Here is a 20502-nt window from a genome sequence, read left to right on the forward strand (position 1 = left end):
TTGGCCAAATAAGGCTAAATTTGTCAAATTAGCACAAAACGTTGCCGCTGATGCTACAACTATTTTCTTATTTGCTGATACAGATGTGGACTTAAAAGCAAAACGCTAATAGTTTTTAACAACCCAAAAGACATAGAAAAGGAAGGCAAATTTGCCTTCCTTTTTTGGACACTGAAATTTATAAGGGTTTACCGACTCTGAATGCTACCAATTTTTTTATTAAGTCATCCCCTAAATCTATCTAAAGAAATTCTAGAGATTTAATAAAAGTTTATATGTTCTTCTAGTAATCATCAAAAAACTAAAAAACAAATGAATACTCAAAAAAATAATAACGCAGCTAATTGTTAACGAGTTGCTGAAAACTCTCCCTAATATACAAAACACCAAAAGAAAAAACGATACTAAAGAGGCTGATGAAACATTAAAAAAAAGCTCCTGTACTATTGTTCTTTTCAAAACCGTCAAATCATAATCATGAGCACCTAACTCGGGAACTGGGAGCTTCGCCTTAGTATTGGAAACCATCAATAGCAAGTTCAATAATAGGCCGGCTAATAAAGTGCTAGCTGTTAGAAGGTCTCCTATCAACTTATCTGGAATCAAATAACTTTGATGTATTACATAGAGCGTTATAGACAAGGGAAGAAAGTAGAATGTTGCTATATCCATATAACTTCTTTTGCCTGTATCTACATCATAAAGAGTATCAAAATTACCTTTTATTATTTCAAAGACACTGATTTTATTACTCATTTTAATACCATTTCTTCAGATAGCTCTTTCGCTAATTTCTTGGCAAATTTATCCAACGATGAATATGAAGGAAAATTATTTTCCATCTTAACATCTGCCTCAGTTAAAATAATTCTAGACTCAGTCCCTTCATTTGCTAACTCAGTAACTCTAGTTTGCCCATCGACTTCTATTTGGCTTTTAACTTTTCCGCATAGTTCATTTGCTACAACTACATTATCAGAAAATTTAGCATCTTGCTTTTTAGCTTGAAATTCATCTAGAGTCCCCAATATGCCACCTCTTGGTGCTCTTATCACTACATCAAAAGTAGTACCTGTCGGCAGCTGATTTGCTGCATCACCCAGAAATTCAGCTGTTTTGAATCGCTCTAGAACCAACTTTTTCACATTAGTTTTGTTCAAATAATCTTTAGCTACCTTGCTACGAGTAATCGGCCTCATACTCAACTTAGTATAAATTTTTTTCTTAACAAGATAATTAGTAAACTCGTTTTCAAATACTGTTTTGATTCCTGTACCATGGATTTTATGGAATAGTGCTACGCCTCTTGTACTATTTCTAGGAAGGTAAAAGCAATAATATAAATGATTAATATCGCTATCATTTTTAGATTTTGAGTGCTTTGCGGAAGTTTTTATATTTACAAGCTTACCCGGCACACCAAAATGACCATACTCTATATACCCAGAAATAAACTGACCATCTTGTTTAATCCATTTTGGATCAACATGCAATACACTATTACTTGAATATTCCAACTCATGATATTTGTCACCATAGCTTTTTAAAAAAGCTATTATGTGTTCATAAAGACCTGATTCAAATAATTTAATTAAACCAGATTTATTATCAGGTGTTCGAGCTGCATGTTCTCTCATAGAAAGTGAGTACATCGTTAATGCGTGCATTTTTCCTTGTTACCTTTAAACATAATTGTAAGACTATCTAATGAAATTAATCATATAACAATTTGAATATAAAAACACAAAAAAGCGGACATGACGTCCGCTTTTTACATCTTAGTATCAACAACTTAACTAGTCTTTGTATGTATCCGTACTAGGACAGCTACAAACTAAATTGCGGTCGCCGTAAACGTCGTCAATACGGTTTACTGTTGGCCAGAATTTATTGGCTGCGGCTGCTTGCACAGGGAATACGGCTTCAGCAATGGTGTATGCTCTATCCCAACCAGCGTCAGTAATATCTGCTAGCGTATGTGGTGCGTTGTGGAGCGGGTTATCTTCTAACGTCCAGTCACCCTGCTCTACTTTGCGAATTTCGTTGCGAATGCTCACCATTGCTTCAACAAAGCGATCTAGCTCAGGTTTTGCTTCTGATTCTGTTGGTTCAATCATTAGTGTGCCAGCTACCGGGAACGACATAGTTGGTGCGTGGAAACCATAGTCCATCAAGCGCTTAGCAACGTCCATTTCAGTAATGCCTGAAGCTTCTTTTAACGGACGCAAGTCAACAATACACTCGTGGGCAACACGGCCGTTGTGACCAGTGTACAAAATTGGGTAGTGTTGGCTTAACTTGTGTGCCAAGTAGTTAGCATTGGTGATGGCATATTTAGTTGAGTCAGTAACACCTTTTTTGCCTAACATGGCAACGTAAAGGTAAGAAATACATAAAATACCTGCACTACCAAATGGTGCGGCCGATACTGCGCCGTTGCCTTTAGTGTTTTCGTTTACCGTCACTAATGGGTGATCAGGTAAAAATGGCGCTAAGTGTGATTTAACACCGATAGGTCCCATACCTGGACCACCACCACCGTGTGGAATAGCAAAGGTTTTGTGCAAGTTTAAGTGCGATACGTCAGCGCCGATAAAGCCCGGTGAAGTAATGCCCACTTGCGCATTCATGTTGGCACCGTCTAGGTAAACCTGACCGCCGTTTTCATGAACAACGTCACAAATGTCGCGAATAGTTTCTTCGTAAACACCATGTGTTGAAGGATACGTGATCATGATACAAGAAAGATTGTCGCGCATCTCTTCAGCTTTCGCTTTGAGATCCGCCATATCAACGTTACCGTTTTTGTCACAATCAACCACGACCACTTTCATACCAACCATTTGCGCAGATGCTGGGTTAGTACCATGAGCTGAAGACGGAATTAAACAAATGTTACGATGCGCATCGCCACGGCTTTCGTGGTATTTGTGAATAGCGATAAGACCAGCGTACTCACCTTGTGCACCTGAGTTAGGCTGCATCGACATAGCATCGTAGCCCGTTAACTCAACTAACCACTTGGCTAGCTCGTCAATCATGTGCTTGTAGCCTTGAGCTTGCTCGATAGGCGCAAACGGGTGCATGTTGGCAAATTCAGGCCACGACACCGGAATCATTTGCGCAGTAGCATTGAGCTTCATGGTACACGAGCCCAATGAGATCATTGAATGGTTAAGCGCTAAATCTTTGTTTTCGAGCTTTTTGATGTAACGCAGCATTTCAGTTTCGCTGTGATACGAGTTAAATACCGGGTGAGTTAAAATATCTGACTCACGCACTAACTCAGCTGGAATCGACGAATGACCACAGCTAGTAACTTGTTGATCTAATTCAGCGACATCTAAGCCATGACCTTCGCCTAACAATACATCAAACAATACAGCTAAATCTTGACGCGTAGTCGTTTCATCAAGTGACACTGATACTTTACCGTCAACATCAGTGCGCAAGTTAATGTTAGCTGCAGTAGCACGGGCAACAATTTCATCTTTGTTACTAACACTAAAAGTTAAAGTGTCAAAGTAATTGGCGTGGTCGGCTGTTAAGCCTTTGTTCGCTGTACCTAAACACAAGATATCAGCTAAACGATGAATGCGATTGGCAATGGTTTTCAAGCCTTGTGGGCCGTGATAAACCGCGTAAAACGCCGCCATGTTGGCCAGTAATACTTGGGCAGTACAAATGTTTGAGTTGGCTTTTTCACGGCGAATGTGCTGCTCGCGGGTTTGCATTGCCATACGCAAAGCGTTGTTGCCACGCGTATCGCGAGAAACACCAATAATACGCCCCGGCATTGAACGCTTGTACTTGTCAGACGTTGTAAAGAAGGCCGCGTGTGGACCACCGTAGCCCATAGGTACACCAAAGCGTTGGCTTGAACCAATAACAACGTCTGCGCCAAGTTCGCCCGGTGCTTTTAATAACACTAAGCTCATAATATCAGCAGCAACCGCAGCAATCGCTTTTTTGCCGTGAACTTCGCTGATCAAAGCTGAAATATCACGTACTTCACCGCTGGCGCTTGGGTATTGGAATAAGGCGCCAAAAATGTCGTGCTCGCCAACAGAATCGCCTGGTGCAACAACAATGTCAAAACCAAACATTTCAGCGCGGTTTTTAACAACGTCAATGGTTTGTGGGTACACGTCACTGGCAACGAAGAAGGTGTTAGATTTCTTGTTTTTTGACACGCGCTTGGCAAGTGCCATTGCTTCTGCGGCAGCTGTGCCTTCATCAAGTAGTGAAGCGCTGGCTAAATCTAAACCAGTGAGATCTAAACACATTTGTTGGTAGTTTAAGAGCGACTCTAAACGACCTTGTGCGATTTCTGGCTGATATGGTGTGTATGCCGTGTACCAACCTGGGTTTTCCAACACGTTACGCAAAATAACGTTTGGCGTTAATGTACCGTAGTAACCTAACCCAATGTAGTTGGTTTTTAATTGGTTTTTGCCCGCAACTGCTTTTAAGTCGGCAAGCGCTTGTGCTTCAGACTTACTGGCTTCAATGTTGGGTAAATCAGCTAAACGAATATTATCTGGCACAATTTCGTCAATAAGCGAGTCAACAGACTCAGCGCCAATCTCGTTAAGCATCGCTTGAGTTTGTGCTTCATCTGGACCAATGTGGCGACGGATAAAATCTTCAGTTTGTTCTAATTGAGCCAAGCTTAATGACGCTGGCGCTTGCGTGGTAGACATAAAACAATTACCTAATTAAAAATTAACACGGTTGTCATACGTTGTATTAGCCAATAGCGACCTATTGTAAACTCAACAATTTTTATCTGCTAAAATGAGTACAGGTACAACCAAACCATTAAAAAAGCCCCGAAAATTCAGACGAACCCACGAGGCTTAATGTTACAAATTAATACGTTCGACTTACTCTTCGTCGATAGAGTTTTGGTAGCCTTCTGCATCTAACAAGGCATCTAATTCTGCTGGATCGTCTAATTTAACTTTAAACATCCAACCGTCGCCAAAAGCATCTGAGTTGACAAGCTCTGGCGAATCTTCTAAGTCTTCATTCACTTCTACAATTTCACCGGTTACTGGCGCGTAAATGTCTGAAGCTGCTTTTACTGACTCAGCTACGGCGCAGTCGTCGCCAGTGCTTACGGTGTCACCAACTTCTGGTAATTCAACAAATACCATATCGCCCAATAATTCTTGCGCGTGTTCAGTAATACCAACAGTAACGATACCGTCACCTTCATTACGAACCCACTCGTGTGAAGTGGCATATTTTAATTCAGAAGGAATGTTGCTCATTTTTATAGTTCCCAATTAATAAATATTTTTAAAAAGATGCTTATGGTTAATTTGATTTAAGGTAATCAAGACACACTATAGAGCATCTTTGCATATGTTCAAATTAGCTTCAAATTCGCGATTTATTTAACAGACTTTTTTGCCGTTGCGAACAAAGCTCGGCTTGATCACTTTAACGTCGACAAGTTTCTTACGCATCTCAACCTGTACGGTATCTTCTAATTTAACCGCGCGAGGCACACGAGCCATCGCGATAGAGTGGCCTAGTGTTGGCGAGAACGTACCCGAGGTAATTGTGCCTTCGCCGTGTGGGGTAACCACTTTTAAACCAGAGCGTAAAACGCCTTTTTCTTCAAGCACCAAACCAACGAGTTTTGGCTGGTCGCCCGCTGCGCGTTGCTCAGCAATAACATCTTTACCAACGAAGTTGCGATCTTCATCATCCCAGCTAATTGTCCACGCCATGTTCGCAGCAAGCGGCGAAATGGTTTCATCCATATCTAAGCCGTATAAGTTCATACCCGCTTCAAGGCGCAAGGTATCACGAGCACCTAAACCACAAGGTTTAACACCCGCGTCTAACAACTGCTGCCATAAATCAGCGGCTTGCTCAGCTGGTAGTGCAATTTCATAACCCGCTTCACCGGTGTAGCCAGTAGTCGCGATAAACAAGTCATCCGCTTGTACTGAAAAGAATGGCTTCATACCTTCTACTGCAGCTTTTTGAGCGTCGTTTAATAACGTTGCAACTTTATCTTTTGCTGTAGGGCCTTGAACGGCAATCATGGCAAATTCAGGGCGCTCAGTAATGGTGACATCAAAATCAGCTGATTGTGCGTTTAACCAAGCAAGATCTTTCTCACGGGTTGCTGAGTTAACCACTAAGCGGTAATCGGTATCCGTAAAGAAGTAAACAATCAAATCGTCGATAACGCCGCCTTCAGGGTTACACATACCTGTGTATAGTGCTTTACCTGCAACGTCTAATTTCGCAACATCATTGATCACTAAGCGACGAAGAAATGCTTTTGCATCATCACCTTTAATATCAACAATGGTCATGTGCGACACGTCGAACATACCGGCGTCTTGGCGCACAGCATGGTGCTCTTCAATTTGCGAGCCGTAGTTAATTGGCATTTCCCAACCGTGGAAATCGACCATTTTAGCACCTGCTTCAAGGTGCTTCGCGTGCAATACCGTCTTATTTGGATCTTGTTTTTGAACGTCAGTCATCAGCTTGGGTATCCATATCAAAGCTCAGGCAGCTATTGGTGGCTTTGTCAGTCTGATCTTGTCGAGAGCTTGACGCATTAAACCAGTTTACAGCAGCTAAGCATTAAAATAGTTAAAGTGGCGTCATTATAGCCATGGCTAGCTTTTAATATCAATATAGAGTTAGCTAATTTTTCAAATAAAAAACTGACTAATCAGTTAAGTCTGAATTATATTTAACATAAATCATAAAAATAGAATTTAGTTCAAATAGTAATTAAAAAGAAGTCACAACTAGAGCAGGTTTAGATCGATGTCATGCTTTTTCACTAACTTGTAGAAGTCAGAGCGATTGCGCTTAGCTAGTTTTGCTGCTTGGGCAATGTTGCCCTGCGCTAGCTGTAGCGCTTTTATTAAATAGTCGCGCTCAAATTCGCGCTTGGCGTCGTTTAATGAGGTGATTTCGGTCGATTCTGACGTTTGTCCTGCTTCAGGCAATGCCGAGACAATCGCCTGCTCAGAAATAATATTGCCCGGTGTTAACGCCACCACTTGCTCAATAACATTTTGTAATTGGCGAATATTACCCGGCCAGTGATAAGCAACCAATGCTGCTAGGGCCTCGGGGGCAAATTTTTTCGGTGATTGTTTCGAGACTGTTTGTTCCGGTAAGGCAGACTGTTTCCCCCCTTGGCTAGTGCCGCTGGTGCGATGGTAGATTAACTCAGCAAAATGCTGAGCTAATACTGGCACATCTTCTAGTCGACTTTTTAGTGGCGGTAGCGATAAGTTAACCACGTTAAGTCGATAATAGAGATCCTCGCGAAAACTCTGCTGTTCAATTGCTTGCTTTAAATCGCGATGGGTTGCCGACAATACTCGAACATTAATTGGAATTTCTTGGCTACTGCCAACGGGGCGAATTGTTTTCTCCTGTAATACCCTTAACAACTTTACTTGTAGGTTAATCGGCATGTCGCCAATTTCATCGAGAAATAAAGTGCCGCCATCAGCTTGCTGAAATAAGCCTTGGTGATCTTTTACTGCACCAGTAAAAGCGCCCTTTTTATGGCCAAATAACTCAGACTCCAACAGCTCTGCGGGTACCGCACCACAATTAATCGCGACAAACGGAGATTTACGCGACTTTACACTGCCACTCGCTTGATTTCGGCTTTTATCACGGCAAGTATAGTCGTGAATGGTTTGCGCCAGTAGTTCTTTACCCGTACCGCTTTGCCCAGTAATAAGCACGTTGACATCAGTCGACGCTAACATTTTTGCCTGCTCTAGCACGTGCAACATAGCGCCGCTGCGCGTGATAATCTTACCTTCTTGTCGCTCCGGTTCGCTTTGATTGCCATAAATCGCTACCGCTTGCTCTAAGCTATCAAACAATTCATCTTTATCTATGGGCTTGGTTAGAAAGGCAAAAACACCTTCACGGGTAGCCGCAACCGCATCGGGAATTGAGCCATGCGCCGTCATCATAATCACAGGTAAACGCGGGTATAGTTGCTGAGCTTTTTGCAACAAGGCCAAGCCATCGACCTGCTCCATGCGCAAGTCAGTAAGCACAACATCAACCTTGTGTTGGCTCAAATAGTCAAGCGCCTGTTGGCCGCTTTCAGCGCTAATAACCTGATAACCGCGCGAGCTAATTCGCATTGCCAACAGTTGAAGTAAGCTGGTATCGTCGTCAACCAGTAAAACGCGGGTGTCAGTATTGGTGCTCATGGGTAATCTAATATTCCTGCTGTTTATTCAATCGGCTTGTTTTGGTCATCTTGCTGATCTTGTTTTTTGTCTTTGCGCTGATTTTCTTTCAGAGATTTAACATCGTTATCAGCACTTTCTGGTGTTTGACCAAATTGCCGAAGCAGCAAGTCTTGTTCCGTTTTAGCAAGTGCTTCAAGGGTTTGTGCTAGATCGGCAGACGTTTGCTTTAAGGCGCTAATGGCTGCACTTAATTCATCATCACTTTTCTCGCCGCGACGCCGCAAAATTGCCCGCGCCGAAAGCGCTTCGCGATGATGTAATAGTTGCTGGTCTAGAATCGAGAAATAAGCCAACACATGTTCCGGCCAGCTATATTGCTGACGTAATTTATGCAAAGCATTAGCAGTATCAACTGGGTTGCGATAGCTGTGCTGGCAGTAACGATTAAAAAATTCAGCTAAAGCTTGTTTTGATTCAAGCGTCGTGGTCTGCCGGTTCTGCTCAGTAGTCTGTTGGTTCTGCTCCGCGCTTGCTTGCTCCGGCTCTTTGGCAGTAAGCTGGCATGCCTGCGCATGTAACTGGATTAATTGATCGGCAGGTAAATGCTCTGATTCTTTCGCTGAGTGTTGCGAAGTACCTGCTAAGTGCTCGGGTAATAACTGGCATCCCGATAACGCAACTAATGCAAAGGTACCTATCACAGTGAGTACTAATTGTTTCTTCAATGGATGACTGATCATGCTATTTACTCTGTTAAATTACCTATTTAGTTTAGCTAGTTACTGCTTATTTGATTGCGATTCCGAGCGATTCTGATAAGGCAAGGTGATATCAAAACGCGCACCGCCACCATTTGGTTGGCAAGGGCTGGTCAAATTAATGTTGCCACCGAGCTGTTCAACGCACTCTTTTACCAAGGTTAGTCCTAAGCCACTGCCTTGTACTTGGTTTTGTTTGCCTTGTTGTCCTAAATAAAAGGCATCGAAAACGCGCTCTTGTTCAACATCACTGACGCCAGGCCCACCATCAATCACTGCAATTAATAACGAGTTAGCAGCAAAGGTCATTACAATGGTTACGTTAACTTGTACTGGCGAGAACTTTAATCCGTTTGAGACCAATTGAACCAAAATAATCTCAAGTAAATCGGCATCAAGGTAGCAAGGGTTGTCTTGTTCAAGTTGCCAAGTTAGCGCCTGCTGCTTACTGGCGAGTCGTTGCTCAAAATGCTGTTCAATGGTTTGTTTGAGTACTTGGATATCAAGTTGCCGACAGTGGTCGCGCTTAATTTTTATTGCATTGTAATTGAGCAAACTCTTAATCATGTTGTGTAAGCGTTCACTGTTTTGATTCAGCAGCGTCAACACGGTTTGTTGCTGGGCGTTAACTGGCCCGGCAATTTCTTCTCGAAGCAGCTCGGTACCTTCAATAATAGATGCTAATGGCGTTTTAAGTTCGTGGGTGACGTGTTGCAAAAACGTTGTTTTTTGCTGCTCCAGCTTTGCCAATTGCTGTCGCATCCATTCAAGCTTTTTACTCAAAGCAACCAGCTCAGCACTGCCTTGCACCTCTACTTTATGTTGAAAACGACCTTGCCCCAACAAACTTATCGCTTCGGTAATGCGATTAAGCCCTCGACTCATCAACCAAATAAAAAACGCAGCAGAAACAATACTCAAGGGGATTAACAGCATTAGCCAACGAACAAAGCGCTGCTGTAGGGCTTGGATGTTTTGCTGACTAACAATTATTTGCTGCTGTTGCCACTGGCTCAACCAACGCTGCGCTTCTAGCAGCAATTGATTAAGCAGATTTAACGATTCGCTATTTTGCTGAGCACTATTAGCGCCGGTTTCTTCAATAATGTTGCCGACCACAGATAGCTGCTTTAACAATTGTTGCCAAATAGCAACATCAGCATCTCTGTTCAGTTTTTGAACAAGCAATTGGTAGCCTTGCTCGGTTTGCAACCACTGATTGATGATAACTTGTTCAAGCTCTTGGTTGTTGAGCAACCAATTTTGTCTAATAGCGCGTTCCAAACTAGCACTGTTGTCATTGAGCTTATTAAACTCCTGCGATACTTCTTGCACTAGCAAGGATTGCTGCTGACCTCGGGCTAACTCGTGATCGAGCGTTTGTAAAAACAAAATAACCACTAAGCTCAAAGGAACAAAAGCCAAACTAATACTCAAAACAAACTGCTGAACTAGCGTTGGACGCCAATTGAGCGCTTGAGATATTGGAGAAAAAACACTTACTGATTTTCTTAACAAAGCTTTACCTACACTATGTTGCAAAACAGCAACAAAATAACCCACTGAAAAATATAAAGAATTTAAAAGCCATCGAAACCTTGTTGCAAAATAGCAACAAAAGCCGAAGTTCAAAACAGTTAAAAAACTCAAAAGACACAACAACACCTTGATAAATATAAACTTTATCTAACTGGCACCATTTTTGTTATTCACTGTTTATCACGCAATTCGCCTAGACGCCTGATTCACCTAACTGCTAAACGCGTAATAAGCATGCCAAGGTTAACCGTCAAGGCCAAGTAAAAACTAAGCATAAACAGAGTGAGGAAGATTATGAAGGCAAAACACAGCTTATTAACGTTATCAGCTTGTTTCTTTGTTGCCAATGTCGCCGCCAATGAGCCAAGCAGCGCATTTAGCCAACTCGACAAAAATCACGACGGCTTTATCAATCAAATTGAAGCAAGCGCAGACCGAATGCTGACACAACTATTTCAGCAGCTTGATAGTAACCAAGATCAGCAATTGTCTGAACAAGAGTTCAGTGAACTAGGCAGCAGTATTATCGAGCTAAACACACAGAAACCCGCTCGCTTTTTTTACTAAGCGGTACCAAAGTACAGACCTAAATCTAAACCATAATAAAACTGGAGCATACCATGAAAAAGATCACACTAATTTCAGGATTAATCGTTACCTTAACATCACAAATTGCTAGTGCTGAAAAAGATCCGAAAGCAGATTTGTTCGCCAGCCTAGACCTTGATAAAAACGGCGCCCTTACTTCACAAGAAGCTAGCGCTAATAAAGCACTCGCCACTGTCTTTAAAAAACTAGATAAAGACCAAGACGGCGTAATCTCAAAAGCAGAATTTGAACTCTTTACTTCAAATCCTGTTGCCCACTAATAGCAGAGTCAATAGCCGGTTGTTTGCCCCCATTACTTACACGAGCCTGAATAAGCTCACCCAAACAACCGACTGTGCCAGAGCCAAGGTTTCCTTGGCTCACCTCTATTAACTTTAATTGACCAATAATTTGTTATGTTATTCAGCAAATATTTTAGCAACCTTATATTGCTCCTGAGCCTAGTTGTAGTGAGCTTTTTTACCATTACACCAAGCCAAGCGTCACAGCCAGCCAATCACGATCGATCACAACACCAAAAGTCTCTAAACATAGAAGAGACAAAAAAAGCGGTACTCGAACACAGGTTTCGCGCACTTGACCGCGACCATGATGGCTTTATTGATCAACGAGAAATGAGTGGTGACCGGCTGTTAATGCGTGTTGCCAAACACTGGGATAGTAATGCCGACGGCTTAATATCCAAGTCAGAATTTATCGATTACCTTAAAAAAGTTTACCTGAACTACCACTCAAGCTAGTCCCAACCTAGCGATGTAGTGCATTTTGCTGATTTTGCAGACGGCAGCAAAATGCTTATTAACAAGCTCAATGGCCCCTATCATTGACTGTGTTAAGCTGGCTGTACGGGCTTTCGAAAGCTTTAGTACAGCCATTTTTTACCCAAACGCAACGCCTGAATAATTTTTCACCTTATTTCGCAACGATTTGCTACACTGGTTGTCCAAATGTGAACAGTTTACTTGTGAGTTTAAGAAGTACTATGAGTAAGATGACCACCAAAAGGCTATTGCCGTGCCTAATTTTTACTACACTATTTAGCGTTGCTAGTTCGGCAAATCAAACCGCTGAATCAAATTTACACGATCAAGCCAATAGCGACCGATTAGTTAAAGCGGTTAGTGATATCGAGGAAAACGCTCGACCGGTCACCGAATCAAAGACCGAGATAAAAGTTAATCCCGGCAAGTATTTTTCCTACTATCATTTACAATATTTACTCAACACCGAGCATTACAAAATCAATCAAGACTACGGTTTTAACGCTGGCGGCCAATTTGAAGTGCTAGTACCAAAAGAGCACTTCCCAATTGCCGCGCCAAATTGTAATCGCGATATTATTATTAGAATGCCTTGGTCGAGTATCGTTAACGATAAAAAAGCATTGTATGAGCAACTGCTTAGCAAGCAGCAAAATACGCTGGTGACACTTGAACTTAACCCCTACGTTAAAGTGATTAGCGAACAGCCACTGCAATTAGCGCTAACTTATTGCAACGTCTTTTTTAGGCACAAAGCGGGCAATTATTACGACCAACTTTGAGTTGAAAATACTGGCGTTTAGTTTTGTATGATGATTAACGCTGCGCTTTGGCAAGCGATGGCATTTTACCTTTGTAACCCAGCGCCTGTTTAATTAAACCGTCTTTCACTGGCGTTGCCGCATCAATTAAACTCATACCAATGCCGCGTAGTACTTGCAGCGGCGTATCGATGGCGTCAGTGCGACTGGCAAAAACCTGCTTAATCGCTTCCATCGCCGCGATCATTTCACTGGCATCACTTTTACGCCAGCGCGCATAGGCTTTTAGTGCCGCTTCATCAGTAATTGCTCGGCCTGATGATGTGAGCTCGGCCAAAGTTTCGGCCAGAGCGACTGCGTCAATTAAACCAAGGTTTACGCCCTGCCCCGCCAACGGGTGAATCGTATGGGCGGCATCGCCAATTAACACGGCTTTTTTGTAGTAAAAATCATGAGCGAGGCGCATGGTTAACGGGTAACTTTGTAATTCGCTTATCAGTTCGACCGTGCCTAATTTGCCATCGCAGGCGGCGGTAATTTCTCGATTAAACTGCTCACAAGATAACCGCTTTAATCGGGCGATATCTTCAGGCGCACTTGACCAGACAATTGAACAAAGCTGCTGACTGTGCTCAGGATGTTGATACAAAGGTAAAAACGCCAAAGGTCCCGTTGGTAAAAACACCTGCCAAGCAGTGTCTTGATGGCCTTGTGAGCACTTAACCGTCGCCACCATCGCGTGGTGATTATAATCGCGAAACGCCATACCAACATCGAGCTGCTGTCTTAACCATGAATTGGCACCGTCAGCACCCACTACTAATTTGGCGGTAATGGGTGGTTGCTGGCTAAAGGCAGCAAACACTTCAGTGTCACCAAAAGCGAGATTGGTAATTTTTTCTTCAGTAAAGAAGGCAATACCAGCATCTTGCTCAGCTTTTTGCCAAAGCGCGTTTCGCACAACCTTGTTTTCTAGAATAAAGCCGAGCTGCTCTGCGTCGAGGCGCTCGTCGGTAAAATTGAGCTTGCCATAACCCGCTTTGTCCCAAACGTGCATTTGGTGATAAGTCTGACCGCGGCTGTCGAGCATATCCTGCCAAACATCAAGCTGTTGAAAAATATTTTGGCTCGCGGCATTAATCGCACTTACTCTTAGCTCTGGCTCAGAATCAAGTGGCTGAATCGGCTGGCTGTCGACAATCGCGACGGATAAGTCGGTTAATTTACGGGTAGCTAACGCTAACGTTAACCCAACCATGCCGCCACCAATAATAAGTAAATCAAACTTTTGCATAAATTGTTCTCTTGAACTGTGCCTTTATCTCTGCACTGATACTCGACAAGCTGTTAATAACCCATAGTTTTTGCGACAAATGCCGTTTTTGCCGGGGTTAGATAATTCAACGCTTTTAGCGCAATATTGCGACCAGCCACCAAAGGTGGGTGTTGATTCGAAAACAAGGTCACCAAGGAGTCAGTCAAGCCAATTACCGCCTGATGGTCCTGTTGCCGTTGTTGGTCATACTGATTAAGTAACCCGAACGCCCCAATATCTCGACCTTGTTGGTGAGCACTCAATAATAAATTAGCCAAATAGCTAACGTCGCGCAGTCCTAAATTAAACCCTTGACCAGCAATCGGATGAATAGTGTGAGAGGCATTACCAACCAAGGCCATTCGGTGATAAACATTGGTTTCGGCTCGAACTAACGACAATGGGTAAACAAAGCGCTCACTAACGCGTATCACTTTGCCAAGCCAATAACCAAAAGCAGTTTCGAGCGCGCTTTTAAAATCGTCTTCGCCAAGGCTTAAATGCACTTGCGCTTGTTCTGGTGTTAACGTCCAAACTAATGAGCACATATCGTTGCCCATAGGCAACATCGCAATCGGCCCTGTTTCAGTAAAGCGCTCATAAGCGAGATTTTGATGGGCTTTACTCATTTGAATATTGGCAATCAGCGCCGACTGCTGATAAGGCTGCTGGTGAATCGCGATATTGGCAAATTGTCGGCACGGTGATTTTGCACCATCACAGCCAAGCAGCAAATTGCTTGATATTTCAGTGTTAGTTGAAGCCGCCTTGGTTTCACCGTCAACAGTATTGCTTACATCAGCTAATTTGACGACTACGTTATCTGGGTGCCAATTAACTTCGGTTATTGCAGTGCCCGTTAACCAAGTCACATTGCTATAACTTGCCAGTGCTTTTAGCAGCCCTTGACCAAGCGATGACATTTCGACCACATAGCCGAGGGCGTCAACCTGATGCTGATCTCGATAAATACGTGCTTTACCATAAAAACCGCGGTCTGAAATGTGAATATTATTGATTGCGGTGGCGTTAGATTCGATATGAGACCAAGCGCCCAGTTCAGCCAAATAGGCGGCACTACCGTGAGCCAAAGCCAATATTCGGCTATCAAAACTAGCCCCCTGATTGGCACTGATGTGCTGAGCTTTAGGGTTGGCTTCAACTATAGCAATCGACAACGGTTTACCCGCTTTTGAGTTGTGCTGTGCCGACAGTGCTAGCGCCATCAAGCAACCGGATAAACCGCCGCCCGCAATGACAATATCAAAATCAGTATCCGTATTCATACGCTCTCTATGTCATAGTATGTAATCGTGGCAAATAGTTATGGTTTTACACAATGCTCTTGGTCATTGTTTGGGGTCACTGTTAGCCATTTGCTATTTACTATTCATACTGCCTAGTAATTTAAAATACGAGGGTCAGTTTATGAAAAAGTCACCAATACTTTATTGATGTGAAACAAGCATCCAAGCATCTCAATTAACTTAGCTAACTAAGTAGTTAGTTTGCTGTACTTGTTTTACTTTTTAACTCAGCCTTTTCTGTTTAACTAAGGCCAAGCTACTTGGCCATCAATGCTTCAATATCAGCAATTGTTTTTGGCGAATTCACGGTAATATTTTCATAGCCCTGCTCAGTGACGACAATATTGTCTTCAATGCGCACGCCAATACCGCGCCACTTAGGCTCAACTTCTAAACAGTCAGCGGGGAAATACAAACCCGGCTCGATAGTCATTACCATACCCGGCTCAAATGCTCTGAGCTGTCTGCGATTTTCGTCGATGTGGTAATCACCGACATCGTGAACATCTAAACCAAGCCAGTGCCCTAAACCGTGAATAAAGTAATCTTTACAGGCTTTATCTTCGATCAGTTGCTCAATATCACCGGTTAAAATACCCAGCTCAACCAACCCTTCAGTTAACACGCGAATCGCAATATCAGTAAGCTGTGCAAAGTTTGCACCTGGCTTAATGGCTTCAATTACCGCCAGTTGTGAATCTAAAACTAGCTGATAAATGGTTGCTTGAGGGTCGGTAAATTTGCCATTTACTGGAAACGTTCGGGTAATGTCTGCGGCATAGCCGGCAAGCTCACCACCGGCATCAATCAACAATAAACTGTTGTCAATTAAGGCATCTTGGTTGTCGGTATAGTGCAAAATATTGGCGTTGTCAGCCCCCGCCACAATTGAACCATAAGCTGGGTAGCGAGCACCGTGTAAGGTAAACTCATGTAACATTTCAGCTTCAATTTGATACTCAAATTTACCCACAGCCGACTGTTTCATCGCCCGTTGATGTGCCAAGCCACTTAGAACATTGGCTTTGCGCATAATGCCGAGTTCAGCTGACGATTTAAACAAACGCATTTCAGCAATTTGCGCGCTGCAATCGAGTAATTGAGCTGGTGCTTTTTTACCTTGTTTAGCACCAGCTTTCACTTGTGTTAACCAGTTAAACACTTGTTGTTCAAACGCAGGTTGGTCGGCAAAACAAAAATAAACCCGGTCTGCACTTTCAAAAAACTCAGGTAAACGTTTATCTGCTTCGATGTTGATGTAAGCGGCGTCAAAACCATATTGTTTTTGCGCTTGTTCAGGGCCTGTACGTCGGCCGTGCCACACTTCTTGCAACGGATCTTTTTCACGACAAAATAAGGTCGAGGTACTATTGCCACTGGCGTCTTTTACCATTACCAATAAGGCTTCAGGTTCGTTAAACCCGGTTAAGTAGTAAAAATTTTTGTTCTGACAAAAAGGATATTCGGTGTCATTGCTACGGGTAATTTCACCATTAGCGGGAAATAAAGCAACACTCGCGTTAGGCAGCTGGTCAGCAAAACGCTGACGTCTTGAGGCAAATTCTTCAACAGATAATAAAGTATGATTCATTGGATATTACTCGTAACATTGCGGCGCTAAATTGGCGTCGTTAAGTTGGCCTGTTTGATTAATCGCGAGCTAATCAGCGCAATTATTCGCACATTTTTACTGATATCGGTTGAGATCAGCATTGATAAACGTTTGGCTATCAAACTGCCTTAGGCGCTAAACGAAAATTGACCACCTGATTTAGCACCTCATAAAGTATTCAACGTTTAGTGCAGTGTTTTAGATTCAGTTTTTTGCTCAGGTAAAGTACCCAGCTCTGAAAAAATCAACAACGACGAAATACGCACGTATTCGGCAATTTCAAAATACGCTTGCTCGCTGTCTTCATCTTCATCAACATCGTCAGACAGGTTCGCTATTTCAGCAAAATCAGCCAAAACCTCTTTCGCTTCTTCTGAGCTAACTGGGCTGTCTTTGTGCTGTAAACCAAAACCCAAATTAAAACCTTGCACCCAAGCGGCTAGGCCAGCAGTGCGCTCAACAATGCTGTCGTCGTCATCAGGCAACAAAGGCTGAAAGCCAAAGGCATCGTCGCTAAGCCCCTGCCAAATACCGCTGTAAAGATCCTTAACCAAGCTCTTCACTGGCATTGGCATCATCTCATTGTTGTTAAAACAATCGTTAACTAAGGCGAGGTAATCGTGGCTTTCAAAAGCAAAACCAGCACAAATTAAGCCAGTTAACATACCGTGAATTTCAGCAGCATGAGCAATGACTTCGTTGGTCGTAATGGTCGCTTGCGCATCGGCAAACGAAATAGATGATGAGTTTGACATTTAGGGGTATCTAACAATTTCAAATTGTTGGCTATGCTACCACTGACCGCAACTTGATACCAGCATACGACCACTTAACAAAGTGGCTGTCGCCAGGACCATTTTTAACTGAGGCTAGCAATAACAGCTGAATCATGGTTGATATTTAACCACAAGCCAAGTATCTTGATTGTTGAACTTTTGTTCAATTAAAAATAATAACAAAATTAACAGCCCACGGGAGCTAAAATGAAGCTGATTAGCCGAATAGTGACACTTTTGCTCGTTTCAATATTAAGTTTTTGTGCACTTTATTGGCAGTCAGACCGCTCGGTTGACGAACTAAAGAGCCAGTGGGCACAAGCACCTTCTGTATTTATTGACGTTAACGGCATGCAGGTGCACCTAAGAGATCAGGGGCCAAAATCAGACCCAGAACCTATCGTACTGATTCACGGTACCTCGTCGTCACTTCACACCTGGGAAGGCTGGAGCCAAGCATTAATTGACGAGCGCCGTGTTATTCGTTTCGATCTGCCCGGATTTGGTTTAACCGGACCATCGCCAGATAACATTTACACCATTGAAAGTTACGTCGAATTTATCGCTGCAACGTTGGCAAAACTCAAGGTTAACAAAGCCATTTTAGTCGGTAATTCCTTTGGAGGTTATATCGCTTGGGCAACGGCGGTCACTCATCCAGAGCTGGTCACTAAGCTAACACTAGTTGACACCAGTGGTTCCCCCTTCACGCCTGAATCAATGCCAATTGCCTTCGCCGCCGCTAAAATACCCGTTGTAAATAAGCTGATGGCCAAAGTCACGCCTCGCTTTGCCATTGAAGCTAGCGTCAAAAATGTTTACGCCGATGACTCAAAAATAACCGAAGCATTAATCGACCAATACTATGACCTAGCAACTGTTACAGGTAATAGACAAGCATTAGTGGAACGTTTTCGCCAAGCACCACCCGGACCATGGGCAGATAAAATAGCCACAATAAGCCAACCCACACTAATCATCTGGGGTGAGCAAGACAAACTGATCCCAATCGCCATTGGTGAGCACTTTCATCGCGAAATAGCCAACAGCCAATTCGTTAGTTTTGAACACCTTGGCCATATTCCCCACGAAGAAGGGCCAACAGAAACCGTTAACGCATTCAAAGCCTTCCTTGAAGGCAATTAACAACCCCGAGGATTTGACACTAAAGTATATAATTTCTATGCTGTGTGTTCGATTGTGAATCAGTAGATATACTTACAGCAGTCCATTAAAGTTTTCTAAGCTGCCTGTGCGGCAGCTAACACCTCAGTGACTTAGGCGATTTGCTCGATGCTTTTCTAAGCTGCGTGCGCGGCAGCTAACTTAAGTGGTAATTGACCTACCCACACTTTAATTTTCTAAGCTGCGTGTGCGGCAGCTAACCAAAAACAGGTCTAGCAGAGGCGAGAAAGAATTTTCTAAGCTGCGTGTGCGGCAGCTAACGTTTTGCGCATTCTTAACGTGAACCTTGCTATTTTCTAAGCTGCGTGTGCGGCAGCTAACGACATGGCCGCAAGAGCTATGATCCGGTGTTATTTCTAAGCTGCGTGTGCGGCAGCTAACAAATTGCAGCGCAGTGATGGCTCAACGTTTGATTTCTAAGCTGCGTGTGCGGCAGCTAACTGAAGATGCTGACCTAAGCTTATTGTTAAGCGTTTCTAAGCTGCGTGTGCGGCAGCTAACCTTCTGGTACAGGAAAGCGGATAACTTCTTTATTTCTAAGCTGCGTGTGCGGCAGCTAACAGTCATATTGACCGCTTGTGTCTTCTTCTGGTTTTCTAAGCTGCGTGTGCGGCAGCTAACTTCAAGCTCCTGACTTTGCGGCGGCGCTAAAATTTCTAAGCTGCGTGTGCGGCAGCTAACAGCCAAACGAGTTAGTCTGTCTATTTCTTTCATTTCTAAGCTGCGTGTGCGGCAGCTAACAAATTAAGATTGGCTTTTAAAGACTAATAAAATTTCTAAGCTGCGTGTGCGGCAGCTAACAATAAAATTTTAACAAAAAAATAAGTGACAACAAGGGCGACAAGGTTATTTACCCTTTTTACCCCAAATTTATCACGTATTTTTAAGTGACTGAATTTATTATCTAATTATTAAAGAGCGAATTTTTGGTATTTTTGGGTATTTACTATTAATTCCCAAAAAATGTCCTGCTATTGCTAACAGGGCATTAATACAACAATCAAATGGTTAGAAGTAAACTGCTCACAGCACTTTTAAAAACAAGGCACTGTCGCGGTTTTACCTTCATGCTTTTGGCTTAATCCGTAACAGTTAAAGATGCCGTTGTTCGGTTCACTAACAACTTGCTTTTCAATCAAGAGTTTAAAAGGTCGATTACCCGATAAACTTTTGCAGTTTACAAACGGCAATTTACTTGTCGGTGGCTGATAGTCTTGGTAATAAGACAATGCCTGTTCAATAGTTTCGTTTTTGCGTTTTGCCCGTCTTCTCGCCAAGCGCTCAACACTAGTATTAAACTGCTTGCGGGTAAAGCTGGCATATTCGCTGACATTTGCTGGAACTGGTTTTATCGACGAAATATGGCAATAATCCGCCAAGCGCTCTAACCAAGTGTTGATATTCAGCTGTTCAAGTTGTTCAGCACTCACCGCCAACAAACGCAGCTTATTACCTAACGGAAAGTTCGCTACTAGCGGCTGTTCACCCCTTTCCTGTTTTTGATTACCCAATTGATAACTGGGAAACGCTATTGCTACCGCAGAGTGGTTATCTGCACTTTTTTGCTCAACCAAGGCAAGATGACATTGGGTGTACACTTTTTGCCATAAAAACCCGAGGTTGATTTCAGCGTCAGGCAGCAAGGTAATGTCAAGGTAGTAGTTCATAA

18 protein-coding genes and 1 CRISPR repeat array are annotated in these 20502 nt (G+C 43.0%); of the genes, 5 read left to right on the forward strand and 13 right to left on the reverse strand.

The annotated features are described in order from the left end of the window. Nucleotides 1-252: 252 nt before the first annotated feature. From J7384_RS01880 to J7384_RS01915, 8 genes are all read right to left on the reverse strand, one after another. Nucleotides 253-756 (reverse strand): hypothetical protein, encoded by a 504-nt coding sequence (locus J7384_RS01880; protein ID WP_209110683.1) that lies wholly within the window; start codon nt 754-756, stop codon nt 253-255. Further along, nucleotides 753-1667 (reverse strand): hypothetical protein, encoded by a 915-nt coding sequence (locus J7384_RS01885; RefSeq protein ID WP_209110685.1) that lies wholly within the window; start codon nt 1665-1667, stop codon nt 753-755. Before J7384_RS01885 ends, J7384_RS01880 begins: the two co-directional genes overlap by 4 nt. A gap of 129 nt (nt 1668-1796) precedes the next feature. After that, nucleotides 1797-4703, reverse strand: a complete 2907-nt coding sequence (gene gcvP, locus J7384_RS01890) for an aminomethyl-transferring glycine dehydrogenase (protein WP_209110687.1) — start codon at nt 4701-4703, stop codon at nt 1797-1799. Between the two features lie 183 nt (nt 4704-4886). After that, the gene (gene gcvH / locus J7384_RS01895) at nt 4887-5276 is read right to left on the reverse strand and encodes a glycine cleavage system protein GcvH (protein ID WP_209110689.1); all 390 of its coding nucleotides are present in this window, start codon (nt 5274-5276) and stop codon (nt 4887-4889) included. A gap of 126 nt (nt 5277-5402) precedes the next feature. Next, entirely contained in the window at nt 5403-6512 is a 1110-nt protein-coding gene (gene gcvT, locus J7384_RS01900; protein ID WP_209110691.1) for a glycine cleavage system aminomethyltransferase GcvT, read from the reverse strand. Between the two features lie 273 nt (nt 6513-6785). Continuing rightward, nucleotides 6786-8228 (reverse strand): sigma 54-interacting transcriptional regulator, encoded by a 1443-nt coding sequence (locus J7384_RS01905; protein ID WP_209110693.1) that lies wholly within the window; start codon nt 8226-8228, stop codon nt 6786-6788. Between the two features lie 23 nt (nt 8229-8251). After that, on the reverse strand, nt 8252-8950 hold the full coding sequence (locus J7384_RS01910; RefSeq protein ID WP_209110695.1) for a hypothetical protein: 699 nt from the start codon (nt 8948-8950) through the stop codon (nt 8252-8254). A gap of 39 nt (nt 8951-8989) precedes the next feature. Next, on the reverse strand, nt 8990-10486 hold the full coding sequence (locus tag J7384_RS01915; RefSeq protein WP_209110697.1) for a HAMP domain-containing sensor histidine kinase: 1497 nt from the start codon (nt 10484-10486) through the stop codon (nt 8990-8992). Between the two features lie 315 nt (nt 10487-10801). Between J7384_RS01915 and J7384_RS01920 the strand changes: the two genes are divergently transcribed. The 4 genes from J7384_RS01920 to J7384_RS01935 all read left to right on the forward strand — a co-directional run bounded on the left by J7384_RS01920 (nt 10802) and on the right by J7384_RS01935 (nt 12659). Next, nucleotides 10802-11074, forward strand: a complete 273-nt coding sequence (locus J7384_RS01920; RefSeq protein ID WP_209110699.1) for a hypothetical protein — start codon at nt 10802-10804, stop codon at nt 11072-11074. A 53-nt stretch (nt 11075-11127) separates the two neighbouring features. Next, entirely contained in the window at nt 11128-11376 is a 249-nt protein-coding gene (locus tag J7384_RS01925; protein ID WP_209110701.1) for a hypothetical protein, read from the forward strand. Nucleotides 11377-11544: 168 nt separating this feature from the next. Further along, the gene (locus tag J7384_RS01930) at nt 11545-11856 is read left to right on the forward strand and encodes an EF-hand domain-containing protein (protein WP_209110703.1); all 312 of its coding nucleotides are present in this window, start codon (nt 11545-11547) and stop codon (nt 11854-11856) included. 242 nt (nt 11857-12098) lie between these two features. After that, entirely contained in the window at nt 12099-12659 is a 561-nt protein-coding gene (locus J7384_RS01935; RefSeq protein ID WP_209110705.1) for a hypothetical protein, read from the forward strand. 34 nt (nt 12660-12693) lie between these two features. On the opposite strand, the gene J7384_RS01940 is transcribed toward J7384_RS01935, so the two are convergent. From J7384_RS01940 to J7384_RS01955, 4 genes are all read right to left on the reverse strand, one after another. After that, the gene (locus J7384_RS01940) at nt 12694-13932 is read right to left on the reverse strand and encodes an FAD-dependent monooxygenase (protein WP_209110707.1); all 1239 of its coding nucleotides are present in this window, start codon (nt 13930-13932) and stop codon (nt 12694-12696) included. A 53-nt stretch (nt 13933-13985) separates the two neighbouring features. After that, nucleotides 13986-15239 carry a 2-octaprenyl-6-methoxyphenyl hydroxylase gene (ubiH, locus tag J7384_RS01945; RefSeq protein ID WP_209110709.1) on the reverse strand — a complete coding sequence of 418 codons (1254 nt, stop codon included), beginning with the start codon at nt 15237-15239 and terminating at the stop codon, nt 13986-13988. Nucleotides 15240-15516: 277 nt separating this feature from the next. Beyond that, nucleotides 15517-16851: a Xaa-Pro aminopeptidase gene (pepP, locus tag J7384_RS01950; protein ID WP_209110711.1), complete on the reverse strand. Its 1335-nt coding sequence runs from the start codon at nt 16849-16851 to the stop codon at nt 15517-15519. Between the two features lie 206 nt (nt 16852-17057). Next, nucleotides 17058-17627, reverse strand: a complete 570-nt coding sequence (locus J7384_RS01955; protein ID WP_209110713.1) for a UPF0149 family protein — start codon at nt 17625-17627, stop codon at nt 17058-17060. 228 nt (nt 17628-17855) lie between these two features. On the opposite strand from J7384_RS01955, the gene J7384_RS01960 reads away from it, so the two are divergent. Then, complete coding sequence (locus tag J7384_RS01960; RefSeq protein WP_209110715.1) at nt 17856-18794, forward strand: alpha/beta hydrolase; 939 nt, start codon at nt 17856-17858, stop codon at nt 18792-18794. Nucleotides 18795-18886: 92 nt separating this feature from the next. Next, nucleotides 18887-19634: a CRISPR direct-repeat array (repeat unit 28 nt; unit sequence TTTCTAAGCTGCGTGTGCGGCAGCTAAC). A 233-nt stretch (nt 19635-19867) separates the two neighbouring features. On the opposite strand, the gene cas6f is transcribed toward J7384_RS01960, so the two are convergent. Further along, the gene (gene cas6f, locus J7384_RS01965; protein ID WP_209110717.1) at nt 19868-20500 is read right to left on the reverse strand and encodes a type I-F CRISPR-associated endoribonuclease Cas6/Csy4; all 633 of its coding nucleotides are present in this window, start codon (nt 20498-20500) and stop codon (nt 19868-19870) included. Between the last annotated feature and the right edge of the window lie 2 nt (nt 20501-20502).

Source organism: Endozoicomonas sp. G2_1, from assembly GCF_017744155.1.
Taxonomy (GTDB): Bacteria; Pseudomonadota; Gammaproteobacteria; order Enterobacterales; family Alteromonadaceae; genus JAGHQT01.